Consider the following 24,269-nt stretch of genomic DNA (forward strand, 5'->3'; position numbering starts at 1 on the left):
GAGCACCCAACGCGAGCGCGCCGTGATGGACGCCAAGCCCGTCAGTGCCTTCGAGCTGGATTTCGCCTGGCGCACCGACCAGGGACGAGTGCGCCAGCGCAACGAGGACGCGGTGGTCGTGCGTCCCGAGTTCGGTCTGGTCGTGGTCGCCGATGGTGTCGGGGGTGCGACGGCCGGCCATGTCGCCAGCCGTCTGGCGACCGAGACCATCGCCGAACGTTTCAGTCGGCGCGTCGGCGCCGGCGCCAATGCCGAGAAGGCGCGGCTCTATCTCCAGGCCGCCGTCGAGGAGGCCAACATCACTATCCTGCGCCATGCCAAGGACAATCGCGAATGCAGCGGCATGGGGACGACCGTGGTCGTCGGCGCGGTCGGTCGGGACTGGCTGGCCTTCGCCCATGTCGGCGACTCGCGTCTCTATCGGCTGCGCGGCGAGGAACTGGTCCAGCTCTCGCGCGACCACTCCTTCATCCAGGAGGTCGTCGATCAGGGTTTCTTCAATACCCGCGAGGATGCACGCCGCTATGGCATCGGCGAGAACATCCTGACCCGCGCACTGGGGTCGACGCCGAGCGTGGCCGTCTCGTCCGATGTGATCGCGATCGACAGCGGCGATCTCTTTCTGTTCTGCACCGATGGGCTGAGCGGTCTGGTCCCGGATGACTGGCTGACGCAGATCCTGAGTTCGATCGGAGACGATGCGCTCGAATCGGCGGCTGATGCCCTGGTGCGGCTGGCCAACGAGCGCGGCGGAAACGACAACATCACGCTCGCCCTGCTGCGCGTCGGGGAGCGGGCGGCGGTCTGAGGTTCGAATGTTCGACCGACCGACCCGGCTGTTCATCGTCCTCGGCGGTTTCTTCGTCTGCAATGCCCTGATCGCCGAATTTCTGGGCGTGAAGATCTTCGCCCTCGAAGCGACCCTGGGACTGGCGCCCTTCGACTGGAACCTCTTCGGTCAGTCCGGTTCATTGAGCTTCACCGCCGGCGTGCTGCTGTGGCCGGTGGTGTTCATCATGACCGACATCATCAACGAGTACTACGGCCGGCGCGGCGTGAAGCTGCTCTCCTATCTGACGGTCGGACTCATCCTCTACGCCTTTGTCTTCGCCTATCTGTCGATCGGGCTGGCGCCGGCCGACTGGTGGGTCGGCATCCAGTCCGGGCAGGGCGTGCCGGACATGCAGGCGGCCTTCAGCGCCATCTTCGGCCAGGGCATGTGGATCATCGTCGGCTCGGTGGTCGCCTTTCTCATCGGCCAGATCGTCGACGTCAGCGTCTTCCATCGTGTCCGGCGTCTCACCGGCGAACGCTATATCTGGGCACGCGCGACCGGGTCGACGCTGATTTCACAGTTCATCGACAGCTTCGTGGTGCTCTATGTCGCCTTCGTGCTCGGGCCGCAACAATGGCCGATGGAGCTGTTCCTGGCGGTGGGCACGGTGAACTATGTCTACAAATTCGTCGTCGCCATCGCGCTCACGCCCCTGATCTATCTCGGGCGCACCCTGATCGATCGCTATCTGGGCGCTGAACTGTCCAGAACGCTCCGCGAGCGCGCGGCGTTTTCTGAAGGGGCGGCACGCGCCAAGTAGCGGCGTCATGCCGGATCTCGCTTGCATGCGCAACCGGTCCGCTACGCCCGCTCAGTCGCTTGGCCGGCGTTTGGACAGCCGCTCGTAGACCTGTTGTCCGAGCCAGTTCGATACCAGCTCGCGCATCTCCGGCTTGCTCATGTACTCCGTGAACAGCCCCTCGTTGAGTTCCAGTCGCTCGATGAACAGGGACTCCAGCACCTGACCGAAAAGGAGCTGGAACTTGTCCAACGGATTGACCTCGGCGGCCTGTTGCAGCGACTCGTTCAGGCTAGCGGCCTCGGCGATCTGATCGAAGAAGAGTTGATCGGCCTCGTTGAGTTCGCCGCCGAAACGCTGATTGACGAGATCGATCAGACGCGACAGCGCCACCGACTCCTCGCGCACCATGCCCGAACCGACCTCGCTCGGTCCGTCCAGCGGCTTGGCGTAACCCTCGTTCAGGCTGATCGAGCCTTCACTGATCTTTTGCAGTCGGTAATAGTCGAGCTCGACCTCTTCATCGAACCGGTAGCCCGGCCCGCTCTTGCGCTTGGGCAGTTTCAACGCCAGGTGGCGCAGGTAGGTGAACAGCTTCTCCAGGTCACTGTCCTGGTAGGGAATCACCTGACTCAAGAAGCCGTACAGATTGCGGAATGCCTGCAGCTTGCCGCGCCACAGTTCGGCCTCTTCCTCGGCCGTGCTCTGCCAGTGCACGAAACGCGCGACGGCCTGGTCCAGAAGCGCATTCATCGCCTTGTGGTCGCTGGCGCTCTGGCGGCGTTTGGGCGCGAAGAAGACGCGGGCAAACTCGGCCACCTCGGTCTGCAGGTAGATGCCTGCCGCATCCAGCTCGGCCTTGACTGCATAGAGCCTGTCGGGATCGACCTGCTCGCCCATCACCGCGCCGTCGTAGTACTGCCGGAAGGCCTCCTGAATCTCGCCCGGCTCATTGACGAAATCGAGCACGAACGTATCTTCCTTCAGCGGGTGCGTCCGATTCAGGCGCGAAAGGGTTTGCACGGCCTGAATGCCCGCCAGGCGCTTGTCCACGTACATGGTGTGCAGCAGCGGCTGGTCGAAGCCGGTCTGGTATTTCTCGGCCACCAGCAGCACGCGGTATTCCGGCTTGGCGAAGGTGTCGGGCAGTTCCTTTTCCTTGAGCCCGCCATTCATCTCGACCTCGGTGTAGCACTTCTCCGGAATCTTGTCGTCTTCCACCGTACCCGAAAACGCCACCAGGCTCTTGATCGGATAGCCCTTCTCCTGGATGTAGCGGTCGAACGCCTGCTTGTAGCGCACCGCCTCCAGTCGCGAGCCGGTCACCACCATGGCCTTGGCGTGCCCGCCGATCTTGTGGCGGGTGAAGTGCTGGAAGTGCTCCACCATCACCTCGGTCTTCTGGGCGATGTTGTGCGGGTGCAGGCGCATGAAGCGCGCCAGCGCCCTGGCCGCCCTCTTGCGCTCGACGTTGGGGTCGTCCTCGGCCTTCTTGATCAGCCTGTAGTAGGTTTTGTAGGTGACGTAATGCTTCAGCACGTCCTCGATGAAGCCTTCCTCGATGGCCTGGCGCATGGTGTAGCGGTGGAAGGGTTCGCCGTTGCGGCCGAAGATCGCCAGCGTCTTGTGCTTGGGCGTGGCGGTGAACGCAAAGAAGCTCATGTTGGGCTGCCGGCCACGCTTGGCCATGGAACGGAACAGGCGCTCGAGCTCCACCTCGCCTTCCTCCTCAGCCATCGCCTGCGCCTTCTTGCGCAGTTCCTCGCCCCCCAGCACGCCCTTCAGCTCCGTGGCTGTCTCGCCCGACTGCGAGCTGTGCGCCTCGTCGATGATCACCGCGTATTTGCGCGTGGGCAGATGGCTATTGCCGCCTTCGCCGCGTTCCTCGTTCAGCCTGGCCAGTTGGCTGGAGACGAAGGGGAACTTCTGCAGCGTGGTGATGATGATCGGCACGCCGGCTTCCAGCGCTTCGGCGAGCTGGCGCGAGTCCTCGTCGATTTTCTGCACCACGCCCTGGCGGTGATCGAACTGATAGATGGTGTTCTGCAACTGGCGGTCGAGCACCACGCGGTCGGTGATCACCACCACGCTGTCGAACACCCGTTCGTCGCTCGCATCGTGCAGGCTGGAGAGGCGATGGGCCAGCCACGCGATAGTGTTGCTCTTGCCGCTACCGGCCGAGTGCTCGATGAGATAGTTATGCCCCACGCCCTCGCGGGCGGCCGCCGCCACCAACTCGCGCACCGCCTGCAACTGGTGGTAGCGCGGAAAGATCAGGCTTTCCTTGCGCACCTTCTTGCCGTCGTCTGTGGTTTTTTCCTCGACGCTCAGATGCAGGAAGCGGGCGAGCAGGTCCAGCAGGCTGTCGCGCTGCAGCACCTCTTCCCACAGGTAAGCCGTCTTGTAGTTGCGCCCGTGCGGATCGGGCGGGTTGCCTGCACCGCCGTCCATGCCCCGGTTGAAGGGCAGGAAATAGGTAGACGAACCCGCCAGCCGGGTGGTCATGTGGACCTCTTCGGTGTCCACCGCAAAATGCACCAGGCTGCGCTTGGCGAACACGAAGATCGGTTCGCGCGGGTCGCGGTCGTGGCGATACTGGTGGATGGCGTCGGCTGCCGTCTGGCCGCTCAAGGGGTTTTTGAGTTCCAGCGTCACCACCGGGATGCCGTTGACCGACAGCACCACGTCCAGCGATTTTTCCGACCGGGGGCTGTAGTGCAACTGGCGGGTCAACCCCAGCCGGTTGGCCTGGTAGCGCGCCTCGAGCTCCGGATTGAGGCCGTGGGCCGGGCGAAAAAAGGCGACCCGCAACGTGCGGCCGTAACACTTGAAGCCATGCCGCAGCGTGGCCAGCGCGCCATGGGTATCCAGCCACTTGCACAGCGACTCCAGCACCCGCGCACCGGTCTCGCCGCCGTGCAAGGCCTCCAGCTTGGCCCACTCCTTGCCCTGGGTGGCGCGGATGAAGGCCAGCGCCTCCTCCGGAAAAATCGCCCGCTCCCGGTCGAAGCCCTTGCCGTCCAGGCGCGTGTAGCCATCGGCCAGCAAGGCGGCCTCGATGGCGGTTTCGAAGGCGGCTTCGGAGGTTCTCTTCATGGTCGTTTACCCAGGACAAATCGGGCCCTCTCCCGCCGCAACATCTCGTAAGGCGTCATGAAGGGTAAGTTCAAACCAATACAGACGTTCGGAATCTTGATCCGTTTGGCCGAGTTTGCGGGAACTTCGTGCGTGACCACGGTCTGGCCACGCGCCAGCGCATGGGCGATCAGATAGAAATCCGCAACCTGCAGGAAGGTATTAATGGCGGCCGGCTCGTATTGCTGTGCCGTGATCCAGGTACTCACGACGCCGAACTTGGCTGCAACCGACGCATCGGTCTTGGTGAACAGGCCATTCCCATGATTGCGCGCCCAAATGCTGAGCTCGTCATCGCCAGCGGCAATCTCATCCCCCACCTTGTCGATACTGGCGACCTTGCCGGCCGCATGGTTGTCGACCAGCCACTCCCAGAATGCAGGGCAGAAGTCCAGCCCGTAGTGCAGGTTCTTGGCCTGAATGAACACGTTCGCATCGAGCAGGTAGCTCATGGGCTCACCCCCAACTCGCGCGCCGCTTCGTAGAACGTCGATGTCTTGCGTACACCCAGCATGCGGAAGGCATCCTGAAACAGCGTTTGCCCTTCCAGCGTGCTAGCCAGCACGGCGCGGGCGAATCGCTTGCCGGTGCGCGCTCCGAGGGTGCGATAGAAGTCGCCGCCACCAGCTTGGCTGCGCTCCAGTGCGCGGACGCGGTCCAGCTCTTCACGGTAGTGTTGCCGGAGCGTTCCTCGGTCGATGTATCCGGCATCGAACAGGCGACGCAACGCGACGAGGGTGCTCACCTTGAACAGTCGCGCCAGCCGTTGAATCTCGGCCGGCACATCGGCAACAGGGTCGTGGGCGTTGTGCAACTCTTCCAATGGCATCAGCAGCTCAGCGGCCACCCGGTTGCACCAGCGCTCAAGCTCCAGTTCCGGCACGCTGCCGGCTGTGGGATCGGATAGGCCGCTCGCGCCCAGCCACACATGCGCCAGCTCGTGGGCGAGGGTGAACATCTGCGCCGCCTTGCTGTCGGCGGCATTCAGGAACACCAGCGGCGCCGCCTCATCGGCCAAGGCGAAGCCGCGAAACTCGTCCACACGCAGCTTGCGGTGGCTGTTGCTGCCGACGATCGAACTGGCCATCACCAGCACGCCGGCTTCCTCTGCCTTGGCGATGAGCCGGCGCAGGGCATCGGTCCAGGTGGACAGCCGCCGCCGCTCCTCAACGGAAAGACCAAGCGTCTTGCGGATTTCAGCCGCCACGGTCTCCGGGGCATGCTTCATGGAAACGCTGCCGACAAACGCGGGCCGCGGCAAACCATGAAGGCGGACATACTCGCTGTACCACTCCTGCCGCTGCTGACAGAGGTAGAGCGTGTCCAGCAGCTCGCTGCTCGGCGCGGCCGGCGCTTCATCGCGGAAGGTACGAAAATCAGGCACCGGTAAGCGTAGCTCCGGTGGCTCCGGCAGGAAAAAGTAGCCGATCGGCGTATGGGTCATCCGCGCGAAGGACTCCAGCTGTTGCAGCGTCGGCTGAGCCTCGCCGGACAGCCACTTCGGCCACTGGCGAAATCGCCGCTCGATGGCCGGCTCATCCAGGCGCGCCCGCAATGCTGCCCAGCGCAGCACCGGAATCGACGCGGGGACCCTTACGCTCATGGCTGCATCTCCTCCAGCGGAATCTGGCCGGTGACGGCGGCGGTAATCAAGGCGGCGCGGCGTTCTTTGGCAAGCGAGATCGAGACCTGCAAGCTGTCACTCAGTGCGTTACTCTTCCGTTGGCCTGCCTCGACCGCGCTAACAATGCTCTTTTGCTCTTCTAGCGGCGGCAGTGGGATGCGGAAGTGTCCCAGCACCTCTGTATTCAAGTTGTCCATCGTTGAACCAACAGATTCCAGTGCTAACTGCGTTGAGGCAAGAGTTCCGCTGAACACCAATGCCACATATCTCGGATCCACGAGAGTCCTGTCGCACCTGACTCGCAGGCTTCCGGTACCGCAGAGCCAACCAACTTGTGAGCTCTCAACGACTCCGCAGCGGCCAAGCTCACCGCGTCTGCCAAAGACAATGTCACCCTCTTCAAGTCTGTGTATTGCCAATCGTTGCGCGGTCTTTTCGTCGACAGAAATCCCAAAGTCTGGGGTGATTTTGTTACCCTTTAAGTGTGCCGGGTTGATTACTGGGACCCCGTTATCAACATACTCATCGGCATGAAGTTGAGAGCCGAACGGGCCTATCTGAAGTGATCTGCAGACAAATCGCAGTTGCGGCATGCCCCAATGCGCCGGAATCTCGCCCAGCCAGTCGAGGCCGGAGGGTTTGAGCGGGGCGTTGGGGTCGAGGCCGCGGGTGACGACGCGGCTGATGAGGGCGGCGCGCTTTTCCTCCAGCAGCGCGAGCATGCGCTCCTTCTCGGCAATCAGCGCGTCGATCCGGGCGGTTTCGCGGTCGAGGTAGTCGGCGATGAGGCGCTGCCTCTCCTCGCTTGGGAACGGCAACAAGATCGAGCGCAGGTCGTCGGCCGATAACTCCATAAAGGTCGAGCCGCGCCCCAATGCTTCCAGAGCCGGTCGCAAGTGAATCAGGCTGTAGAAGTAGAAGCGCTCGTCTACCCCGTCCAGCTTGGTCAATAGAAAACAACCTTGATTACAGGTTGACGGCACAGCGAGGATTGCGGTTTGTCCGATAGGCGCTCGCTTCGAAAGAACGATCGAACCAGGCGGCGCGAGATCGACTCCGCAGCTCTTATAGCCTTCCTCAGTAATACGACGGCGCGTTTCCCGGACATACCGATCCGTGAGTTTCCCGAGGTCTTCTGGCGTCACCCAGTTAATGTCGCCGTCCCAGTAGTCTTCTATGCCACTCGAAGGCGTTGCACCCGATTTGGTATCGAATAGAAAACGCAGGCGCCGCGTTTCTGTCCCTATCGGTATGGTAAGTGTCACTCCGTCACCTCCCACAACACCCCAATGATCCGCTTTTCCACCTCGGCCAGTTCCGCATCGATCTCGTGCAACGGGCGTGGCGGCTGGTATGGGAAGAACACGCGGTTGAAGTTGATCTCGTCGCCCACCTTGCCGATGCCGCCGTCCTGCTCGTCCACGGTTTCGCGGTCGATCCAGGTGTCGTTGACGTAAGGGCGCACCTTGCGCAGGGCGGAGCCGGTTCTTACCGCGCCGCCAGTTTGGCCATGCTGAAGCAATGCGGGGGTCATGGCTGTGTCTCCATTGCCCGGTAGGCCTGCTCGGGATCGTTGGGGACATCCGGCCGCGTCATGCGGATGCGCCGGGCTTCCGGCAAAGGCTGCACATACTTCTGGCGGACGTACTCCGGGTTGCGCTGCAGGATATGCCCCAGCTCTTCCAGGCGCCAGGGGCGCTGGCGCAGCAGCTCCAGGACCACGTCGCGTACCGCGTCGGGTGGGCTGCGGCGCCCCAGGGCGCCGACGCGGGCGGCCAGCTCGCCGGGCAGCTCGGCCAGCAGTGCATCGCGGACTACGGCTTTGCGCTCGGTTTCGGCCTTGTCTAGGGAGTTGGGGTCCCTAGACAAGCCGCCAAGGTTCCTAGATAAGCCCTCGGGGTTGCTAGATAGGCCGGCGTCGCGCAGCTTCTTCAAGCCCTGGCTGGCCGTGAGCGTGTCGGTTTGGATGTCCAGCCGCAGCGGGCAGTTGGACATGCTGGCGGCCTTGGCCTCGATGCGTTCGTTCTCATCCAGCAGGTTCAGCTGTTCCAGCAGCTCCTGCGCTGTCATTCCGTCACCTCCCGCAGCAGCGCCATGATTCGCTTTTCCACCTCGGCCAGTTCCGCGTCGATCTCGTGCAGTGGGCGTGGCGGCTGGTATTGGAAGAACACGCGGTTGAAGTTGATCTCGTAGCCCACCTTGCCGATGCCGCCGTCCTGCTCGTCCAGGGTTTCGCGGTCGATCCAGGCATCGTTCACATAAGAGCGCACCTCGCGCAGGGCGGAGCCGGTTCCGGCTGCGCCGCCAGTCAAGCAACGCTCAAGCAACATCGGCAGCGTAATTCTTTGATTTGTATAGCCAAAGGATGTTGGCCGACCCATCCGGAGCCGGCCAGTCAAGCAAGGCTCAAGCAACGCGATCAGGATCATCGCGCCCACCATGGCAGGTACTTGCGGGCCCGGCTACCGACGGTCTCGTCGTGGCAGACGATCAGGCCGGCCGCGATGGTGTCCTTGATCACCCGCGACACCATGGCGCTGTTCTTCTCCTCGATGCCGAAGCGCTTGCGCAGGGTCGTGTTGGTCATGCCGTCGCGCTGTACATAGCGCAGGCAGGCATGCAAGTAACAGGCGCGTATCCGATCCGCCTTGTCCATGTCGCGGAACTCGCGATGCGAAAACAGCACGGCGCGGGTGTGCTCGTCAGTGGTCTCAAACAAGGGCGCGGGCAACTGGTAGAGCTCAGTCTCAAAGACCACCTTGTCGATACCGCTGCCGCGCTCCTCGCAAACGCCGATGCGGCGCATGAACGAGGCCAAGGCCTCGTTGCGCGACCGGGGCGGGCTGTCGAGAAACCGATGCGTCTGCACCAGTGGCAGGCCGGGATTGGTGATCTCCATGCGCCCAGCGAAAATCTCCACCATCGGGCCGGCGCCGGTCAGATGAAAATCTTGATGGATCAGCGCATTGGCAATCAGCTCGCGAATGGCCGGCACCGGGAACATCGGCACTTCCTTGCGCAAGGCACGACCGATGACTTCGTTGCTTGGCAGTAGCCCAGTCACGAAGTCGATCAGGCCCTCGAAGCCGGTCGCATAGCCTTTTCCGACCTCTTGCTCACGGATGGTTTCAACGCGACTGTTGCCCTTGTAGAGCACCACGCGCACGGTCTTGCGCCGCAGCGTGCGGAAGTCGGCCAGCCGTCTGGCGAACAGGATGGCCCCCAGGTTGGTGATGCTCCATGCCCCCGCCGCTTGGGTGATGAGACCGTCGCTGGCCAGTGTGGACAGGATGGCTTCGCGGCCTTCGGGCAGGGGTTGGCCCAGCAACTCAAAATAAGCCGGGTAGTCGAGCAGGCGCAGGACTTCGTCACCTGTAACTTTTTCGGCCGCCACCTCGCGCTCGAAAGGTGTCTGATCGAACACACGCCAAAGCTCGCGTTCCTTTTCGGGAAAATCCTTGAGCTTTTTCTTGTAGGAACCGATGCGGATGAACTCGACACCTTTGAACTGCACTGGATGGCGAAACGCTGCACCAATCTCGAGCAGGACGACGCGCCGGCCATCAGCCTCGAACACATGGAAGCGAAAATCAATTTTGGGAGACAGCAGCCGCAGCAACCAGCTCTCCAGTTCTTCGTTGCCGACCTTAACCGACGCTGGGTCGAAACGTGTGCCGACCACGTCATGCGTGGCGTCGTCGATGCCCCACACCAGATAGGCCTTCACTTTGCCGGCCAAGGCTGCGGCATTGGAAAGTGCGGAGAGGTATTCGCCGATCCCTTCTGGGTCGGCATTGTCGTGCTTGAATTCGACCCAACCGACTTCTTGCGGGAGCTTGCGCAGTTCTGACAGCAAACCGCGAAGTTCGGTGAGTTGTCGATCATCCATGCTCACTCCGTCACCTCCCGCAGCAGCGCCATGATCCGCTTTTCCACCTCGGCCAGTTCCGTATCGATCTCGTGCAGCGGGCGTGGCGGCTGGTATTGGAAGAACACGCGGTTGAAGTTGATCTCATAGCCCACCTTGCCGATGCCGCCGTCCTGCTCGTCCATGGTTTCGCGGTCGATCCAGGCGTCGTTGACGTACGGGCGCACCTCGCGCAGGAAGTAGCTGACGATGTCTTCTTTCAGCGGGATGTTCTCGGCGTCCTTCAGCGCCGGGTCGGGTTCGTATTCGGCAAAAACGCCCTCACCCCCAGCCCCTCTCCCGGAGGGCGAGGGGAGTTTATGGAGGCCCAGCAAGGGGTAGAGGTCGTCCTGTTTGAGGTCGGCGGGCAGGGTCTGGCCGGGGAACAGTGCGGCGCGGTTGAGCGCTTCGGCCTTGTGGTGTCTGGCGATGACGGGCGCGGCTTCGGGGTCCACGGTGGTGAAGCAGTCGCGGAACGCTTTCTTTTGCGCCGTGCCCTTGGCGCCCTTGGCCCAGCCTTCCACATTGTCGGGCAGGGTTTTGAACACCTGCTGCACCTTGTCCCAGACCTGGTTCCAGTCCGGCAGCAGCTCGGTGCCAAGGGCGTTCTGCACGGCCTGCAGGGCGTCGAACAGCTCGGGGTAGGCGTCAAGGAAGCGCTCGCAGCCCTCGCTGGTGATCTGGAAGCGCAGGCGCAGCGGGCGCAGCACGGTGATGCGGCGGTAGCCGAAGTCGGCGTTGTCGAAGACGCGGCTGGTCACTCGCTCGACCCATTTCTGGCCTTCGGGTGCGGGTTCGGTCGGTGGGGTATCGCGCCATTCCAAGGGTTTGCCGTCCTTGTCTTGCCGCACCCATGCTTTTGCCGTCTCAGCAAAGGCGCCATGTTCGCGGGTGATGGCATCCAGCGCGGCCTGGTCGAGGTAGCGGCGCTTGTCGCCCAGGCTGCGCTTCATGGACGTGTAGCGCTCGCGGGCGTCGATGAGCTGGATCTTGCCGCGGCGAGTGGGTGCCTTGCGGTTGGTGACCACCCAGATGAAGGTGCCGATGCCGGTGTTGTAGAACATCTGCTCGGGCAGGGCGACGATGGCTTCGAGCTGGTCGCGTTCGATGATCCAGCGGCGGATGTCGCTTTCGCCACTGCCGGCGCCGCCGGTGAACAGCGGCGAGCCGTTGAAGACGATGGCGGCGCGCGAGCCGGGCTTGTCGCGGTTGCCTGCCTCATAGTGCTGAAACTTGCTCATCATGTAGAGCAGGAACAGCAGGGCGCCGTCGTTGATGCGCGGCAGCTTGCCGCTGTAGCCACGGAAGTTGGGCCAGCGGTCAATGACCTTCTTCTCGGCTTTCCAGTCCACGCCAAAGGGCGGGTTGGCCAACAGGTAGTCGAAGCGCTGATCTGGGAAAGGGTCGTCGGTGAGGGTGTTGCCCAGCACCACCTGGCTGTCCTTGTGGCCCTTGATCAAAAGGTCGGAGGCCGCCACGGCGTAGGAGCGCGGGTTGTAGTCCTGCCCGAAGACCTTGACCATGGCCTGTTCGTTGTGGGCGCGAATCCAGTTTTGCGCCTCGGCCAGCATGCCGCCGGTGCCGCAGGCGGGGTCGCAGACGGTGACGATGACGCCGGCCTGGGTGAGCACGTTGGTGTCGGGCTCCAGCAGCAGGTTGACCATGAGCCGGATGACTTCGCGCGGGGTGAAGTGATCGCCCGCAGTTTCGTTGGCCGCTTCGTTGAAGCGCCGGATCAGGTCTTCGAACACCAACCCCATGGTGATGTTGTCAACCCGCTTGGGGTGCAGGTCGATCTCGGCGAAGCGGGATACGACCTGGTAGAGGCGGTTGGACTCTTCGAGCTTCTCGATCTCCTTTTCGAACTCGAAGCGCTCGAAGATCTTGCGGATGTTCTCGGAGAAGCCGGCGATGTAGTCGGCCAGGTGGCGGCCGATGTGGTCGGGGTCGCCTTTGAGCTTCTGAAAATCCAGCGGGCTGTGGTTGTGAAAGCCCAGTGGGTTGCCGTCCTCGTCCTTGGCCAGATTGTTGAGGATGGCGTCGCTGTTGGTGAGGTTGCGGGCGCGCAGTTCGTCGTGGCGCTGAAGCACGGCCTCCTTGGTGGGGGCGAGCACGGCATCGAAGCGGCGCAGCACGGTCAGCGGCAGCATCACGCGCTCGTACTGCGGCGGACGATAGGGACCGCGCAGCAGGTCGGCCACCGACCAGATGAAGTTGGCGAGTGGCTGGAAGCTGGCGCTCATGGAGGCATCCGGGCAGAATTTCACAGGTCTTGTCGATCGGGCGCAGTCTAACAGGCCAAGATCGATGCGGTCAGTGTGCAGGGGCGCGTGCCTTGCACACTCTGTCCGTGACGCTGGTCGCGAATCGGCGCGCGGTCTCAGCGCCGGCGGCCCGTCTGGACTAAGATTCAATCAAGGCAATGATTTTTGACGGAGGAACCGAGATGATCACCGGAATCGTCGGCCAAGCCGGTTGGATGGGGATGCAGCGGGGCATGGATGGATTGAGCCAGAATGCCAGCGAGATCGCGAGTGCCGGCGTCAAGCCGCCGGCAGGCACCTCGGTGCGCGACATCAGCGAGCCGCTGGTCGATCAGACCGAGAACCTGCGTCAGGTCGAAGCCTCGGCCAAGGTGCTCCAATCCTCGACCGACGCCTTCGATCATCTGATCGATATCCTCGCCTGATCGATCACCCGCTCGTAGAACTTCAGCAGACGGTCGGCCAGCACCGGGGCCGACCAGTCGTGCGCATGTTCGACCGCCTCGCGTGCCAACCGCTTGCGCAAATCCGGCTCCTTCAGCAATCGCACGGCCTTGCCGGCGAAATCCGCCTCGTCCTCCGCAGCGATGAGCGCGCCCTGTCCATCGCCCAGCACCTCCTTCGTCCCCATGACCGCCGTCGAGACCACGGGCACGCCGAGCGCCATCGCCTCCAGCAGAACCAGTCCCTGAGTCTCGGTGCGTGAGGCGAACAGAAAGGCTGCGCCGGCCCGATAACAGTCCTCCAGACTGCCGTCGCGATTGAGATAACCCAGGAAGCGCGTGTTGTCGGCCAGACCCAACTGCTCGGCCAGACGCTCCAGATCGCGCTGCGCCGGACCCTCGCCGGCGATCACCAGCAGTACGTCCGGCACCTCGGCCTTGATCCTGACCAGCGCGCGCAGGATGAACTCGATGTTCTTCTCGAAGGCGAGCCGGCTCACCAGCACCAGCACCGGACGCTCGGGCGGGATGTCGTGACGTGCCCGAAAGCGCAGGCCGTCGCCCTGGCTGAACTGATCCAGATCGATCCCGGTCGGGATGACCTCGGCCGGGGTCTGGATACCATAGTCCCGGAGCACGTCGAGCATCGCCTGCGAGGGCACCACGAGCGCATCGACGCCATTGCATTGACTGATGGAGAAATGGCGCGCCGCGCCGCGCATCCAGCGCGCCGGCACCCAGGGGACATAGTGATGCAGATACTGTTCGAAGAAGGTGTGATAGCTCTCGACCACCGGCAGTTCGAGCCGCTTGGCCAGCCCCAACCCGGAGTAGTGCGCGATGAAGGGCGTCTGGATGTGGAGCAGATCGAATCCACGCGCCTTGAGTGCCTCCGTTAGACGGCGGATCTTGAACGGCTGGAGGATGCGGTCCTCCGGGTCGATCGGCAGATAGCGCGAGGGGATACGGATGATCTCGAACGGCTCGTTGGCGCCGGCGTCATAGTCACTCGAACCGTAATCGGGCGCGATCAACGTGACCTCGTGCCCCTTGGCGCCGAATTCACGCGCGAAGGTCTGGATCGACGTCGAAACGCCGGTCACACGGGGAAAATAGACATCCGAAATCATCAAGACGCGCATGGATCATTGCCCGAAACCGAAAAATCCGGTGATCATACCCGAATAAACCGTCTTCATCGTCTCGAACCTTTCAGGAACCATGTCATGGGTGATCATTCGTCTCTCGTTCGGCTGGCGTGTGCGGCTGGACTGGCTCTGAGCGTGTCGCTGCCGGTCCGTGCGGCTGAGCCTTCCACTGAGCGTCCCGTCGCGCCCGCGCTCTGGGGGCAGGGTGCCAAGAGTTGCGCGGCCTACCTCGCCAGTCGGCCGGGGCCGGGCACGCCGGCCGGGATCGCCGGCGAGGAATATCGGCTCTATCGCCAGTGGCTGGCGGGTCTGGTCACGGGACTGAATCTGGCCGTGGGGCGCGACGTGCTCGCGGGCGGTGAACTGGATGCGGCCATGCTGCGCATCGGTGCGCTCTGCGAGAAGCAGCCGCAGGAGGATTTCTTCAATACCAGCCTGCGTCTGATACGCTCGCTCGGGCAGTTAAAGGGCGACTCCGGTCGGGCGAAAGAGTAGAGATCCGGATTGACGGTGCGGTCACGCCGGATGGGCGTTGTCACGGAATCGTCATCTTGTCTTCATACAATGGGAACCAATCGTGGCGACAATACAGCCCCGTGCGATTTCGTCCACTTGCAGGAGATTCCAACGCATGAACAAGACCCTGATCGCCGCGGCCGTGACCCTAGCCGCGACCACACTCTCGACCCAGGCCATGGCCCGCGATACCATCTACATCGTCGGCTCCTCGACCGTGTTCCCCTTCTCGACCGCCGTGGCCGAGACCTTCGGTCGTACCGGTAAGTTCAAGACCCCCAAGGTCGAGTCTACCGGCACCGGCGGCGGCATGAAGCTGTTCTGCGGCGGCGTGGGCGTCGATCATCCCGACATCACCAACGCCTCGCGCGCCATGAAGGCCAGCGAGTTCGAGGCCTGCCAGGAAGCCGGCGTCAAGGAGATCACCGAGGTCAAGATCGGCTTCGATGGCATCGCCATCGCCAACTCCAAGTCGGCCGAACCCTGGGATCTGAGTCTCAAGGACGTCTATCTGGCGCTCGCCAAGGATATCCCGGACGGCAAGGGCGGCTTCATGGCCAACCCCAACAAGACCTGGAAGGACGTCAACGCCGAACTGCCCGACCTCAAGATCGAGGTGCTGGGTCCGCCGCCCACCTCCGGCACCCGTGATGCCTTCGTCGAGCTGGCCATGGAAGGGGGCTGCAACAGCATCCCCGAGATCAAGGATCTCAAGAAGTCCGACGAGAAGAAGCACAAGGCCGTCTGCCAGGGCATCCGTGAAGACGGGGCCTATATCGAGGCCGGCGAGAACGACAACCTGATCGTGCAGAAGCTGGTGGCCAACCCGAGCGCGCTCGGCATCTTCGGCTACAGCTTCCTGGATCAGAACACCGACAAGGTCCAGGGCGCCAAGATCGACGGTGTCGAGCCCACCTATGACACCATCTCCGATGGTTCCTACCCGATCTCGCGTTCCCTCTACTTCTATGTCAAGAAGGCCCATGTCGGTACCATTCCGGGCATCGAGGAGTACGTCAAGGAGTTCACCAGCGACAAGGCCTGGGGTCCGGACGGCTATCTGGCCGACAAGGGGCTGATCGCCCTGCCTGACGAGGAGCGCGCCGCCGTCGCCGAGGCCGCGCAGTCGCTCAAGTCGATGGAGAAGCCCGCCAAGTAAGGCGGCACACCGCCCAGCGTCACGCGCCGGAATCACCCGGCCAGCCGCCGATGCCCGATGTTCGGGCATCGGCTGTTCCATTCAAACCAGGCCAAATCCCGATGTACTCCTGGATTCTCATGCTCGTCGTGCTCGCGGTCATGGCCGGGGCCTATCAACTCGGGCGCCGACGCGCCATCGCCAGCGCCGGCGGTCCGAAACACATCAAGCAGCTGCACTCGCTGCCGACCTACTACGGACTCTATGCCGCACTCTGGGCCGGTATCCCGGCCTTGCTGCTGATGGGACTGTGGAGCGGCTTCCAGGACCGGATCCTCATCGCGCTGGTCACGGCGAAGCTGCCGCCCGCGATGCTCGACGGACTCTCCGACGGGCGCTTGAGTCTTCTGGTCAGCGACATCCGCAATCTGGCCACCGGCAATATCGTCTCGGCTGAGGTCACGCCCGAAATCCAGGCCGCCGCCGATCAATATGCGCGTCTGGGCGTGATCGCACAGTGGTCGATGTGGGCGGCGGTGCTGGCCGTGGCGCTGGCCGGCATGGCCTATGCCTGGATGCGCACCCGGCCGCAGATGCGCGCCCGCAATCGGGTCGAGTCGATCTTCTCGATCATCATGATCATCTTTTCCTCGATCGCCATCCTGACCACGCTCGGGATCGTGCTCTCGGTGCTGTTCGAGTCGCTGCTGTTCTTCCAGAAGGTCTCGCCGCTGGAGTTCTTCTTCGGCACCAACTGGAGTCCGCAGATCGCCCTGCGCGCCGATCAGGTCGGCGCCTCGGGGGCCTTCGGCGCCATTCCGCTCTTCACCGGCACGCTGATGGTCTCGGTGATCGCCATGCTGGTGGCCGTGCCCATCGGGTTGCTGTCGGCCATCTATCTGTCCGAGTACGCCAACCGTCATGTGCGCTCGACCGCCAAGCCGATCCTGGAGGTGCTGGCCGGCATCCCGACCGTGGTCTACGGCTTCTTCGCCGCCCTGACCGTCGCGCCCTTCATCCGCTCGCTGGGGGCTTCGATGGGACTCGACGTGGCCTCCGAGAGCGCGCTCGCCGCCGGTCTGGTGATGGGCGTCATGATCATCCCCTTCGTCTCCTCGCTGTCGGACGACGTCATCAACGCCGTGCCCCAGTCGCTGCGCGACGGCTCCTATGCCCTGGGCGCGACCCAGTCCGAGACCATCCGCCGTGTCGTCATCCCGGCCGCGTTGCCGGGCATCGTCGGCGGCATCCTGCTTGCCGTCTCGCGCGCCATCGGCGAGACCATGATCGTGGTCATGGCCGCCGGACTGGCCGCCAATCTGACCGCCAATCCGCTCGACAGCGTCACCACGGTGACGGTGCAGATCGTGACCCTGCTCACCGGCGACCAGGAGTTCGACAGTGCCAAGACGCTCGCCGCCTTCGCCCTGGGACTGACGCTGTTCCTGGTGACGCTCACGCTCAACGTGATCGCCCTGTCGATCGTGCGCAAGTATCGAGAGCAATATGAATAATCCAGCCAAGGACGCGGCCGGCGCGCCGCGTCGCACCATCGACATCGTCCAGTCCTCGCTCAAGCGTCGTTATGCGCGCGAGCGCCGCTTCCGGCTGCTCGGCGCCACGGCGGTGGTCCTGGGCATGAGCTTCGTCGCGCTGCTGTTCGCCGACATCATCCTCAAGGGTTATACGGCCTTCCAGCAGACCTATATCCAGTTGCCGATCGAGCTGGCCGCCGAGGCCATCGACCCGGACGGCACCCGTGATCCCGCCGTGCTGGCGCGCGCCGACTACATGAAGCCGATCCGCGAGGCGCTGCGCGAGCAGTTCCCCGAGGTTACGGATCGGGGCGACCGGCGGTTGCTCAACTCCATGATCAGCGTCGGCGCGCCCGATCTGCTGCGCGAACGGGTGATGGCCGATCCGCAACTGATCGGTACCACGCAGGAACTGTGGATTCTGGCCGACGACGACATCGACATGCTGGTCAAGGGCCATATCGATCGCGAGGCCGCCGAGGGCGACCGGCGCGTCAAGGACCAGATGATCGGCTGGATCGATCGTCTCGACGCCGAGGGGCGGGTCGCCAAGCACTTCAATACCATCTTCTTCACCCACGGCACCTCGCGCGAACCCGAGCTGGCCGGCATCGCCGGCGCCCTGATGGGGTCGTTCTACACCCTGGTGCTGACCCTGTCGCTGTCCTTCCCGATCGGGGTCGGCGCGGCACTCTATCTGGAGGAGTTCGCGCCCAAGAACCGCTGGACCGATCTGATCGAGGTCAACATCAACAACCTGGCGGCGGTGCCCTCGATCGTCTTCGGTCTGCTGGGTCTGGCGGTCTTCATCGCCTTCTTCGGCGTGCCGCGCTCGACCCCGCTGGTCGCGGCCCTGGTGCTGACCCTGATGACCCTGCCGACCATCATCATCGCCAGCCGCGCGGCGCTCAAATCCGTGCCGCCCTCGATCCGCGAGGCCGCGCTCGGTGTGGGCGCCTCGCCCTTGCAGACCCAGTTCCACCATGTCCTGCCGCTGGCCATGCCCGGCATGCTCACCGGCACCATCATCGGCATGGCGCAGGCGCTCGGCGAGACCGCGCCCCTGCTCATGATCGGCATGATCGCCTTCATCGTCGACATCCCCAAGGGCTTCACCGACGCCGCGACCGTGCTGCCGGTGCAGATCTTCCTGTGGGCCGACAGTCCCGAACGCGGATTCGTCGAGCGCACTTCGGCCGCCATCCTCGTGCTGCTGGCTTTCCTCTTTGTCATGAACCTGGCCGCCGTCCTGTTGCGCCGCCGGTTCGAGCGTCGCTGGTAGGTTTCAAACCCAAGCGAGAGGCTGAATTTTCATGAACACTCTGGTTGAAGTAATGGACAAGACGACTGGCGCGATCAGCTCCGCCGACTTGGCGAAAGACCGACACTCAACGGCCACCGTCGGCGATATCACGGTCGCCGACCCGCGCATTACCTGCCGCAACGTCGATGTCTGGTACGGCGCCAAACAGGCCATCAGGGGCGTGAGCCTGGACATCGGCAAGAACGAGGTGCTGTCGATGATCGGCCCCTCAGGATGCGGCAAGTCGACCTTCCTGCGCTGTCTCAATCGCATGAACGACACCATCGACGGCTGCCGGGTGACGGGTTCGATCCGGCTCGACGGTCAGGACATCTACGACAAGGGACTCGACCCGGTGCCGCTGCGCGCCCAGGTCGGGATGGTGTTCCAGAAGCCCAATCCCTTCCCCAAGTCGATCTATGAGAACGTCGCCTATGGGCCGCGCATCCATGGTCTGACCAACAACAAGGCCGAGCTGGACGAGCTGGTCGAGGGCAGTTTGCAGAAGGCCGGGCTCTGGAACGAGGTCAAGGATCGGCTCGATCAGCCCGGCACCGGGTTGTCGGGCGGCCAGCAGCAACGGCTGTGCATCGCCCGCACCATCGCCGTCTCGCCCGAGGTGATCCTGATGGACGAGCCCTGCTCGGCGCTCGATCCTATCGCCACCGCCATCATCGAGGAGCTGATCGACGAGCTGCGCGCCAACTACTCGATCGCCATCGTCACCCACTCGATGCAGCAGGCCGCGCGCGTCTCGCAGCGCACCGCCTACTTCCATCTCGGCGATCTGATCGAGGTCGGCGAGACCAATCAGATCTTCACCAATCCTCAGCACCGGCTCACCGAGGATTACATCACCGGGCGCTTCGGCTGAGTCCGGCGCGGAGACGACGATGAGCGACACTGCCGTCGACAAACCGGCCGGCGATCTCACCAGCGGCCATACCGTGCGTCGCTACGATCAGGAGCTGGCCAAGCTGCGCGCCATCATCCTGCAGATGGGCGAGCGCGTCATCGACCAAACGCAGGTCGCCGTCGCGGCCCTGATCGAAGACGACGAGTCCCAGGCCTATCGCGTACTCGATCGCGAGCCGCTGATCGACTATCTCTCACTCGACGCGGACGAAGAGGTGTTTCGGGTCATCGCCCGGCGTCAGCCGACGGCCGTGGATCTGCGCATCGTGCTGGCGCTGTCCAAGATCGCCGGGGAGGTCGAGCGCGCCGGCGACAAGGCCGCACGCATCGCCCGTCAGGTGCTTGAACTGCACCAGCAGGAACAGGACGGCGCACTGCTCGTCGAACCGCTGCGTGACGCCTTCCAGCGTCTCGACGACAAGGCCTGCTGCATGTTCGAGCGCAGCGTGCATGCCGTCACCACCTTCGATGTGACTCAGTCCCTGACCATCTTCGAGGATGAGACACGGCTTCACGAGGCGGCGCATGCACTACACGATCTGCTGAGCGAATCGGACACCGATGGTCTGGTGCCGCGTCAGACCATTGCGCTGTTCCACTCTGCGCAGGCACTCAAGCACATCGGCAATCATGCCTCCAGTATCGCCGAGCAGGTCATCTATGTCGCGCTCGGACAGGATGTGCGCTATCGCAATCGCGAGATCCTGATCGAGACGCTGCGCCATCGCGGTTACTGACGCAGTGGTCGCCAGGCCGATCGACGCCGTTGTCGAGGCGGTTTAAGCTGTCTCGACTCGGCCCGAGCGGGCGCCATCGACTGGTGTGTCATGAACGAAACTCTGAAGGCGATCCTGGCCGAGGCCATGCATCTGGGGCGCGATGGCCGCTTCACCGAGGCCACGGCCCTCATCCAGCGTGGCCTGCATCTGACGCGCGACACGGTCAGGCCGGATGCCGCCACGGCTGATCGTCACGGCGTCATCGACGCTGACTTCGAGGCCATTGAGGACGTCGGTCCCGCGGGCGGCCGCTCGATCCATGGTCACTACACGCATGGGTCGGAAGCACGCGACTACGACCTCTATGTGCCGGCCGACACCGATGGTGCGCCGCGTCCGCTGATCCTGATGCTGCACGGCTGCCAACAGGACGCCGCCGACGTTGCGCGTCTGACCCGCTTCAACCGGCTCGCCGACGAGCTGGGCTTCATCGTCCTCTATCCGAGCCAGTCGCGCACCGCCAATGCCACGGGCTGCTGGAACTGGTTCCTGCCCGAACACCGGCGTCCCGACGACGGGGAGGCGGCACTGCTCGCCGCCCTGACCCGCGATATCAGCGTGCGGCATGGCGCCGATCCGTGCCGGCTGTATGTCGCCGGACTCTCGGCGGGCGGTGCCATGGCCCTGGCACTCGCTGCGGTCTATCCGGAACTCTTTGCCGCCGTCGGCGTGCATTCCGGCCTGCCGTATGGCTTGGCGCGCGATCAGATGTCGGCGTTGACGCTCATGCATCAGGGGCCGGCGGCCGTAGGTGGCCAGATACCGGTCCTGAGCGAAACGGGTGTGCCGGTCATCGTCTTTCAGGGCGACGCCGATCTCAGGGTCAATCCGGTCAATGCCTCCTGGATCATCGAGCAGGCGCTATCGGCGGATGACGAGCCGCGCATCGAGCGCGAGACGGGGCGGGCACCGGGCGGTCTGGACTACACCCGAACCCGCTATCTGGAGATGGATGGCGCGATCCGCGCCGAGCTCTGGATGGTGCAGGGCGGCGGACACGGCTGGTTCGGCGGCGATCCGGCCGGTTCCTTCGCCGAGCCCAAGGGGCCGGATGCCTCGCGTGAAATGCTGCGTTTCTTTCTGAACTGCGCTCCGGCGGCTTGAGGCCGGGTACGCTAGGGCGACTCGGCCGTTCGAAGATCCGCCGGTCCCGGCCGTTCGATCAGGAACGATTGCTTCTATAGATGAGCACCGTGGCGCCGCTCTTGAGCGTATTGTCGGCGAGCTGGTTCCAGCGCCGGATCTCCTCGATCGAGACGCCATAGCGACGCGCCAGTCCGGTGAGCGATTCGCCGGGCTGGACGCGATGGGTGATGACGGCCTGGGCCTGACGGGTCGGTATTTCGAGCGTCTGGCCCGGAAGCAGGGGATCACGCTCGGAGAGACCATTGGCCTCGGCCAGGGTCTTGAGATCCAGGCCGTGACGCAGTGCGACGGCGGCCAGTGTCTCGCCGTTCCTGACGGTATGGCGGCGCGTGCCGGTGGGAGTAGCGGCGACCGGTCGGCGCTCCGTCAGACGCACCGGGGCCGAGGCGCGGCCGGCGACCACGGGGAGGGGCAGGGCGTCGAGCCGGATCGCCGATGAGCCGGCGCTGATGCGCGCCCCCTGACCCTGGGGCACGTTCAGCTCGGTGACGGTCGGACGCAACCAGCGCCCGATCTTCAGCTCGGGATTCAACCGCTTGAGGTCGTCGAGCTTGACGCCGTTGTCCAGGGCGACCTTGGCCAGATCCATCGGCCGGCTGGAGCGGATCACGTCGATGCCGATGCGATCCGGGATCGAGGGCAGATGCTGGCCGTAGCGGCGTGAATCGGCCACCAGCTTGGATGCGGCCAGGATCTGTGTGACGTACTGCCGCGTCTCGTTCGGCAGGTTCAGCGACCAGAAATCCGTCGGCCTGCCCTCGCGGCGGTTGGCCTCGATGGCCGAGGACACACAGCCCGGACCACAGTTGTAGGCGGCCATGGTCAGCTCCCAGTCGCCCTCGAAGCGCTTGTTGAGCTGATCCAGATAGTCCAGCGCGGCACGGGTCGAGGCCACCACGTCGCGCCGCTCGTCGGTGTAGTCGTCCAGGCGCAGACCCATCTCGCGGGCCGTATAGGGCATGAACTGCCAGATGCCGGCGGCGGACTTCGGCGAGGTGGCCGCCGGATCGTAGCGGCTCTCGACGTGCGGCAGCAGGGCCAGCTCCATCGGGAAACCACGGCGCTCGATCTCGGCGACGATGATCGGCAGATAGGGCGTGGCACGCTGTGAGAGCCGCTCCAGATAGCGCGGATCGCGCCGGAAGCGTTCGAGCGTGCTGTCGATGCCGGCGTTGGCCTGGAGATCGAGCTGCATCCCCGAGCGCACGCGCTGCCAGAGATCCCCCCCAGGGCCGATTCGTCCGCGCTCCACGACGCGCGAGCGGGCCGTCACCGTGACATCACGGGCGGGTCTGACATAGCCATATTCACGTGCCGAGACCACACCGGCGTACAGGTCGCTGGAATAATCGGACTCGGCGAGGCCGCCTTGGCCGGCACAACCGGTGAAAAAGGGCAGGGCGAGGGCCGACAACGCGCAGGCCGTCGGCCCCAGAAGCTTGACTTCTGGCATGGGAACCCCGACTGAATTAACGTAACTCTCTGATTGAGCGAAACATTATTAAAATTGTGCGGGCTATCATACGCAAAGGTCGCGCTGAATTCCAGAATCGAGCGTCCTGTGCGTGAGATTCGGCGTCGGGACAAGCGGTGAGGATCGCGGTTAACATGGTCGCCCCGACGAGGCCGCGAGAGCATGACCAGAGATCCACTCCAGCCAGACCAGTCCGATCCATTGCAGGCGTGGTATCGCTCGGCGCTCGGCGCCGAGGTGGCGCGGATCGAGAGCGCCGGCGTCCGGCGTCTGCTGGCCAATGTCTTCGGCTACTACCTGGTTCAGGTGGGCGCGAGCGAGGGGTTCGGCGAGGTGCTGGCCGCGAGCCGGATCCGGCATCGCATCCGGCTGTCGGGCGCTCGATCGAACGACAGTGCCCAGGGGCCGACCGTCGTCGGTGATCCGACTGCGTTGCCGCTGGCCTCCGACAGCATCGATGCCGTGCTGCTGCCTCATGTGCTGGAGTATTCGGATCGGCCGGGGGCGATCCTCGCCGAGGTCGAGCGCGTGCTCATCCCCGAGGGACGACTGATCCTGCTGGGATTCGATCCGCTGAGTCTGTGGGCGCTGGGACGTCTCTGGTGGCCGGCCCGTCGGCGTCCGCCCTGGAATGGGCGCTGGCGGCCGGCCGTCCAGGTCGAGCGCCGGTTGACCGAACATGGCTTCGAGATCGAGGCGCGTGAGCGGGCGCTCTTTTGTCCCCCATTCGTTTCTCCGACCGGATCGCGCTGTCCGTCCGTCGAGTCGCTCGGACGCCGGTTCTGGCCGCTGTTCGGCGGTCTCTATGTCATCCGCGCCGTCAAGCGGGTTGCGCCCCTGACCCCGATCAAACCCTATCGCACCAGCCGTTGCGCCCTGCTGCCGGGCGGCGCCGTGCGTCCCACCACCCGAGGAACCGGACATGTCTGACTGTGTCGAAGCCTTCACCGACGGCGCCTGCAAGGGCAATCCCGGCCCCGGCGGCTGGGGCGTGCTGCTGCGCTGGGGCGAGGTCGAGAAGGAACTGCACGGCGGCGAGCGTGAGACCACCAACAATCGTATGGAACTCATGGCGGTGATCATGGCGCTCGAAGCGCTCAAGCGCCCGACCCCGATTCGCATCACCACCGACTCGCAATACGTCAAACGCGGGGTCGGCGAATGGATGCCGCGCTGGAAGCGCAACGGCTGGCGCACCGCCGACCGTCAACCGGTCAAAAACCGCGATCTCTGGGAGCGTCTGGACCGTGCGCTCGGCCGGCACGAGGTGAGCTGGCGCTGGGTCAAGGGGCACGCCGGGCACGCCGAGAACGAGCGCGCCGACCGGCTCGCCAATCTGGGCGTGCCGACCACTGGAGGACGTTGAAG

The 24,269-nt window shown here is 64.1% G+C and carries 23 protein-coding genes; 12 read left to right on the forward strand and 11 right to left on the reverse strand.

Translation table 11 applies throughout. The annotated features are described in order from the left end of the window. The first annotated feature begins 25 nt into the window (after positions 1–25). The gene (locus Atep_RS03290; protein WP_213380259.1) at positions 26–808 is read left to right on the forward strand and encodes a PP2C family protein-serine/threonine phosphatase; all 783 of its coding nucleotides are present in this window, start codon (positions 26–28) and stop codon (positions 806–808) included. Between the two features lie 7 nt (positions 809–815). After that, on the forward strand, positions 816–1,595 hold the full coding sequence (locus Atep_RS03295; RefSeq protein ID WP_213380260.1) for a queuosine precursor transporter: 780 nt from the start codon (positions 816–818) through the stop codon (positions 1,593–1,595). A 51-nt stretch (positions 1,596–1,646) separates the two neighbouring features. Here Atep_RS03295 and Atep_RS03300 read toward each other — a convergent pair whose 3' ends face one another. From Atep_RS03300 to Atep_RS03340, 9 genes are read right to left on the reverse strand one after another with little or no spacing between them, the layout of a single operon-like run. After that, the gene (locus tag Atep_RS03300; protein ID WP_213380261.1) at positions 1,647–4,670 is read right to left on the reverse strand and encodes a type I restriction endonuclease subunit R; all 3,024 of its coding nucleotides are present in this window, start codon (positions 4,668–4,670) and stop codon (positions 1,647–1,649) included. After that, a complete protein-coding gene (locus tag Atep_RS03305) occupies positions 4,667–5,161 on the reverse strand; it encodes a DUF4411 family protein (protein WP_213380262.1) in 495 nt (164 codons plus the stop codon). Before Atep_RS03305 ends, Atep_RS03300 begins: the two co-directional genes overlap by 4 nt. Then, positions 5,158–6,312, reverse strand: coding sequence for an ImmA/IrrE family metallo-endopeptidase (locus Atep_RS03310; protein WP_213380263.1), 1,155 nt, complete (start codon positions 6,310–6,312; stop codon positions 5,158–5,160). The genes Atep_RS03305 and Atep_RS03310 overlap by 4 nt, the downstream gene beginning before the upstream one ends. Next, a complete protein-coding gene (locus Atep_RS03315) occupies positions 6,309–7,598 on the reverse strand; it encodes a restriction endonuclease subunit S (protein WP_213380264.1) in 1,290 nt (429 codons plus the stop codon). Before Atep_RS03315 ends, Atep_RS03310 begins: the two co-directional genes overlap by 4 nt. Further along, positions 7,595–7,867, reverse strand: a complete 273-nt coding sequence (locus Atep_RS03320; protein ID WP_213380265.1) for a hypothetical protein — start codon at positions 7,865–7,867, stop codon at positions 7,595–7,597. The genes Atep_RS03315 and Atep_RS03320 overlap by 4 nt, the downstream gene beginning before the upstream one ends. Continuing rightward, positions 7,864–8,403, reverse strand: a complete 540-nt coding sequence (locus Atep_RS03325; protein WP_213380266.1) for a hypothetical protein — start codon at positions 8,401–8,403, stop codon at positions 7,864–7,866. Before Atep_RS03325 ends, Atep_RS03320 begins: the two co-directional genes overlap by 4 nt. Beyond that, positions 8,400–8,762, reverse strand: a complete 363-nt coding sequence (locus Atep_RS03330; RefSeq protein ID WP_213380267.1) for a hypothetical protein — start codon at positions 8,760–8,762, stop codon at positions 8,400–8,402. Before Atep_RS03330 ends, Atep_RS03325 begins: the two co-directional genes overlap by 4 nt. After that, positions 8,759–10,222: an ATP-binding protein gene (locus Atep_RS03335; RefSeq protein WP_213380268.1), complete on the reverse strand. Its 1,464-nt coding sequence runs from the start codon at positions 10,220–10,222 to the stop codon at positions 8,759–8,761. The genes Atep_RS03330 and Atep_RS03335 overlap by 4 nt, the downstream gene beginning before the upstream one ends. A gap of 2 nt (positions 10,223–10,224) precedes the next feature. Continuing rightward, on the reverse strand, positions 10,225–12,483 hold the full coding sequence (locus Atep_RS03340; RefSeq protein ID WP_213380269.1) for a type I restriction-modification system subunit M: 2,259 nt from the start codon (positions 12,481–12,483) through the stop codon (positions 10,225–10,227). 203 nt (positions 12,484–12,686) lie between these two features. Between Atep_RS03340 and Atep_RS03345 the strand changes: the two genes are divergently transcribed. After that, positions 12,687–12,929 (forward strand): hypothetical protein, encoded by a 243-nt coding sequence (locus Atep_RS03345; RefSeq protein WP_213380270.1) that lies wholly within the window; start codon positions 12,687–12,689, stop codon positions 12,927–12,929. On the opposite strand, the gene Atep_RS03350 is transcribed toward Atep_RS03345, so the two are convergent. Continuing rightward, a complete protein-coding gene (locus Atep_RS03350) occupies positions 12,905–14,089 on the reverse strand; it encodes a glycosyltransferase (RefSeq protein WP_213380271.1) in 1,185 nt (394 codons plus the stop codon). The two genes, Atep_RS03345 and Atep_RS03350, sit on opposite strands and share 25 nt — an antisense overlap. Before the next feature lie 84 nt (positions 14,090–14,173). On the opposite strand from Atep_RS03350, the gene Atep_RS03355 reads away from it, so the two are divergent. From Atep_RS03355 to Atep_RS03385, 7 genes are all read left to right on the forward strand, one after another. Continuing rightward, a complete protein-coding gene (locus Atep_RS03355; protein ID WP_213380272.1) occupies positions 14,174–14,590 on the forward strand; it encodes a hypothetical protein in 417 nt (138 codons plus the stop codon). A gap of 136 nt (positions 14,591–14,726) precedes the next feature. Further along, the gene (locus Atep_RS03360) at positions 14,727–15,770 is read left to right on the forward strand and encodes a PstS family phosphate ABC transporter substrate-binding protein (protein ID WP_213380273.1); all 1,044 of its coding nucleotides are present in this window, start codon (positions 14,727–14,729) and stop codon (positions 15,768–15,770) included. 101 nt (positions 15,771–15,871) lie between these two features. After that, positions 15,872–17,263, forward strand: coding sequence for a phosphate ABC transporter permease subunit PstC (gene pstC, locus Atep_RS03365; protein WP_213380274.1), 1,392 nt, complete (start codon positions 15,872–15,874; stop codon positions 17,261–17,263). Further along, positions 17,256–18,566 (forward strand): phosphate ABC transporter permease PstA, encoded by a 1,311-nt coding sequence (pstA, locus tag Atep_RS03370; protein WP_213380275.1) that lies wholly within the window; start codon positions 17,256–17,258, stop codon positions 18,564–18,566. The genes pstC and pstA overlap by 8 nt, the downstream gene beginning before the upstream one ends. 52 nt (positions 18,567–18,618) lie before the next feature. Then, complete coding sequence (gene pstB, locus Atep_RS03375; protein ID WP_419467268.1) at positions 18,619–19,461, forward strand: phosphate ABC transporter ATP-binding protein PstB; 843 nt, start codon at positions 18,619–18,621, stop codon at positions 19,459–19,461. A 19-nt stretch (positions 19,462–19,480) separates the two neighbouring features. Next, the gene (gene phoU, locus Atep_RS03380; RefSeq protein ID WP_213380277.1) at positions 19,481–20,239 is read left to right on the forward strand and encodes a phosphate signaling complex protein PhoU; all 759 of its coding nucleotides are present in this window, start codon (positions 19,481–19,483) and stop codon (positions 20,237–20,239) included. 90 nt (positions 20,240–20,329) lie between these two features. Further along, complete coding sequence (locus Atep_RS03385) at positions 20,330–21,385, forward strand: extracellular catalytic domain type 1 short-chain-length polyhydroxyalkanoate depolymerase (RefSeq protein WP_213380278.1); 1,056 nt, start codon at positions 20,330–20,332, stop codon at positions 21,383–21,385. A gap of 58 nt (positions 21,386–21,443) precedes the next feature. Here Atep_RS03385 and Atep_RS03390 read toward each other — a convergent pair whose 3' ends face one another. Next, positions 21,444–22,880, reverse strand: a complete 1,437-nt coding sequence (locus Atep_RS03390) for a LysM peptidoglycan-binding domain-containing protein (protein ID WP_213380279.1) — start codon at positions 22,878–22,880, stop codon at positions 21,444–21,446. Between the two features lie 183 nt (positions 22,881–23,063). On the opposite strand from Atep_RS03390, the gene Atep_RS03395 reads away from it, so the two are divergent. Further along, on the forward strand, positions 23,064–23,831 hold the full coding sequence (locus tag Atep_RS03395) for a class I SAM-dependent methyltransferase (protein WP_213380280.1): 768 nt from the start codon (positions 23,064–23,066) through the stop codon (positions 23,829–23,831). Further along, positions 23,824–24,267: a ribonuclease HI gene (rnhA, locus tag Atep_RS03400; RefSeq protein ID WP_213380281.1), complete on the forward strand. Its 444-nt coding sequence runs from the start codon at positions 23,824–23,826 to the stop codon at positions 24,265–24,267. Before Atep_RS03395 ends, rnhA begins: the two co-directional genes overlap by 8 nt. Positions 24,268–24,269 lie beyond the last annotated feature (2 nt).

This window comes from Allochromatium tepidum, from assembly GCF_018409545.1.
GTDB classification, from domain to species: domain Bacteria; phylum Pseudomonadota; class Gammaproteobacteria; order Chromatiales; family Chromatiaceae; genus Thermochromatium; species Thermochromatium tepidum_A.

Bases quoted from the DNA above. Each gene is read 5' to 3' on its own strand.
- Atep_RS03290 (WP_213380259.1), top strand. From the start codon at position 26: ATGGACGCCAAGCCCGTCAGTGCCTTCGAGCTGGATTTCGCCTGGCGC.
- Atep_RS03295 (WP_213380260.1), top strand. From the start codon at position 816: ATGTTCGACCGACCGACCCGGCTGTTCATCGTCCTCGGCGGTTTCTTC.
- Atep_RS03300 (WP_213380261.1), bottom strand. From the start codon at position 4,670: ATGAAGAGAACCTCCGAAGCCGCCTTCGAAACCGCCATCGAGGCCGCC.
- Atep_RS03305 (WP_213380262.1), bottom strand. From the start codon at position 5,161: ATGAGCTACCTGCTCGATGCGAACGTGTTCATTCAGGCCAAGAACCTG.
- Atep_RS03310 (WP_213380263.1), bottom strand. From the start codon at position 6,312: ATGAGCGTAAGGGTCCCCGCGTCGATTCCGGTGCTGCGCTGGGCAGCA.
- Atep_RS03320 (WP_213380265.1), bottom strand. From the start codon at position 7,867: ATGACCCCCGCATTGCTTCAGCATGGCCAAACTGGCGGCGCGGTAAGA.
- Atep_RS03325 (WP_213380266.1), bottom strand. From the start codon at position 8,403: ATGACAGCGCAGGAGCTGCTGGAACAGCTGAACCTGCTGGATGAGAAC.
- Atep_RS03330 (WP_213380267.1), bottom strand. From the start codon at position 8,762: ATGATCCTGATCGCGTTGCTTGAGCCTTGCTTGACTGGCCGGCTCCGG.
- Atep_RS03335 (WP_213380268.1), bottom strand. From the start codon at position 10,222: ATGGATGATCGACAACTCACCGAACTTCGCGGTTTGCTGTCAGAACTG.
- Atep_RS03340 (WP_213380269.1), bottom strand. From the start codon at position 12,483: ATGAGCGCCAGCTTCCAGCCACTCGCCAACTTCATCTGGTCGGTGGCC.
- Atep_RS03345 (WP_213380270.1), top strand. From the start codon at position 12,687: ATGATCACCGGAATCGTCGGCCAAGCCGGTTGGATGGGGATGCAGCGG.
- Atep_RS03350 (WP_213380271.1), bottom strand. From the start codon at position 14,089: ATGCGCGTCTTGATGATTTCGGATGTCTATTTTCCCCGTGTGACCGGC.
- Atep_RS03355 (WP_213380272.1), top strand. From the start codon at position 14,174: ATGGGTGATCATTCGTCTCTCGTTCGGCTGGCGTGTGCGGCTGGACTG.
- Atep_RS03360 (WP_213380273.1), top strand. From the start codon at position 14,727: ATGAACAAGACCCTGATCGCCGCGGCCGTGACCCTAGCCGCGACCACA.
- pstC (WP_213380274.1), top strand. From the start codon at position 15,872: ATGTACTCCTGGATTCTCATGCTCGTCGTGCTCGCGGTCATGGCCGGG.
- pstA (WP_213380275.1), top strand. From the start codon at position 17,256: ATGAATAATCCAGCCAAGGACGCGGCCGGCGCGCCGCGTCGCACCATC.
- pstB (WP_419467268.1), top strand. From the start codon at position 18,619: ATGGACAAGACGACTGGCGCGATCAGCTCCGCCGACTTGGCGAAAGAC.
- phoU (WP_213380277.1), top strand. From the start codon at position 19,481: ATGAGCGACACTGCCGTCGACAAACCGGCCGGCGATCTCACCAGCGGC.
- Atep_RS03385 (WP_213380278.1), top strand. From the start codon at position 20,330: ATGAACGAAACTCTGAAGGCGATCCTGGCCGAGGCCATGCATCTGGGG.
- Atep_RS03390 (WP_213380279.1), bottom strand. From the start codon at position 22,880: ATGCCAGAAGTCAAGCTTCTGGGGCCGACGGCCTGCGCGTTGTCGGCC.
- Atep_RS03395 (WP_213380280.1), top strand. From the start codon at position 23,064: ATGACCAGAGATCCACTCCAGCCAGACCAGTCCGATCCATTGCAGGCG.
- rnhA (WP_213380281.1), top strand. From the start codon at position 23,824: ATGTCTGACTGTGTCGAAGCCTTCACCGACGGCGCCTGCAAGGGCAAT.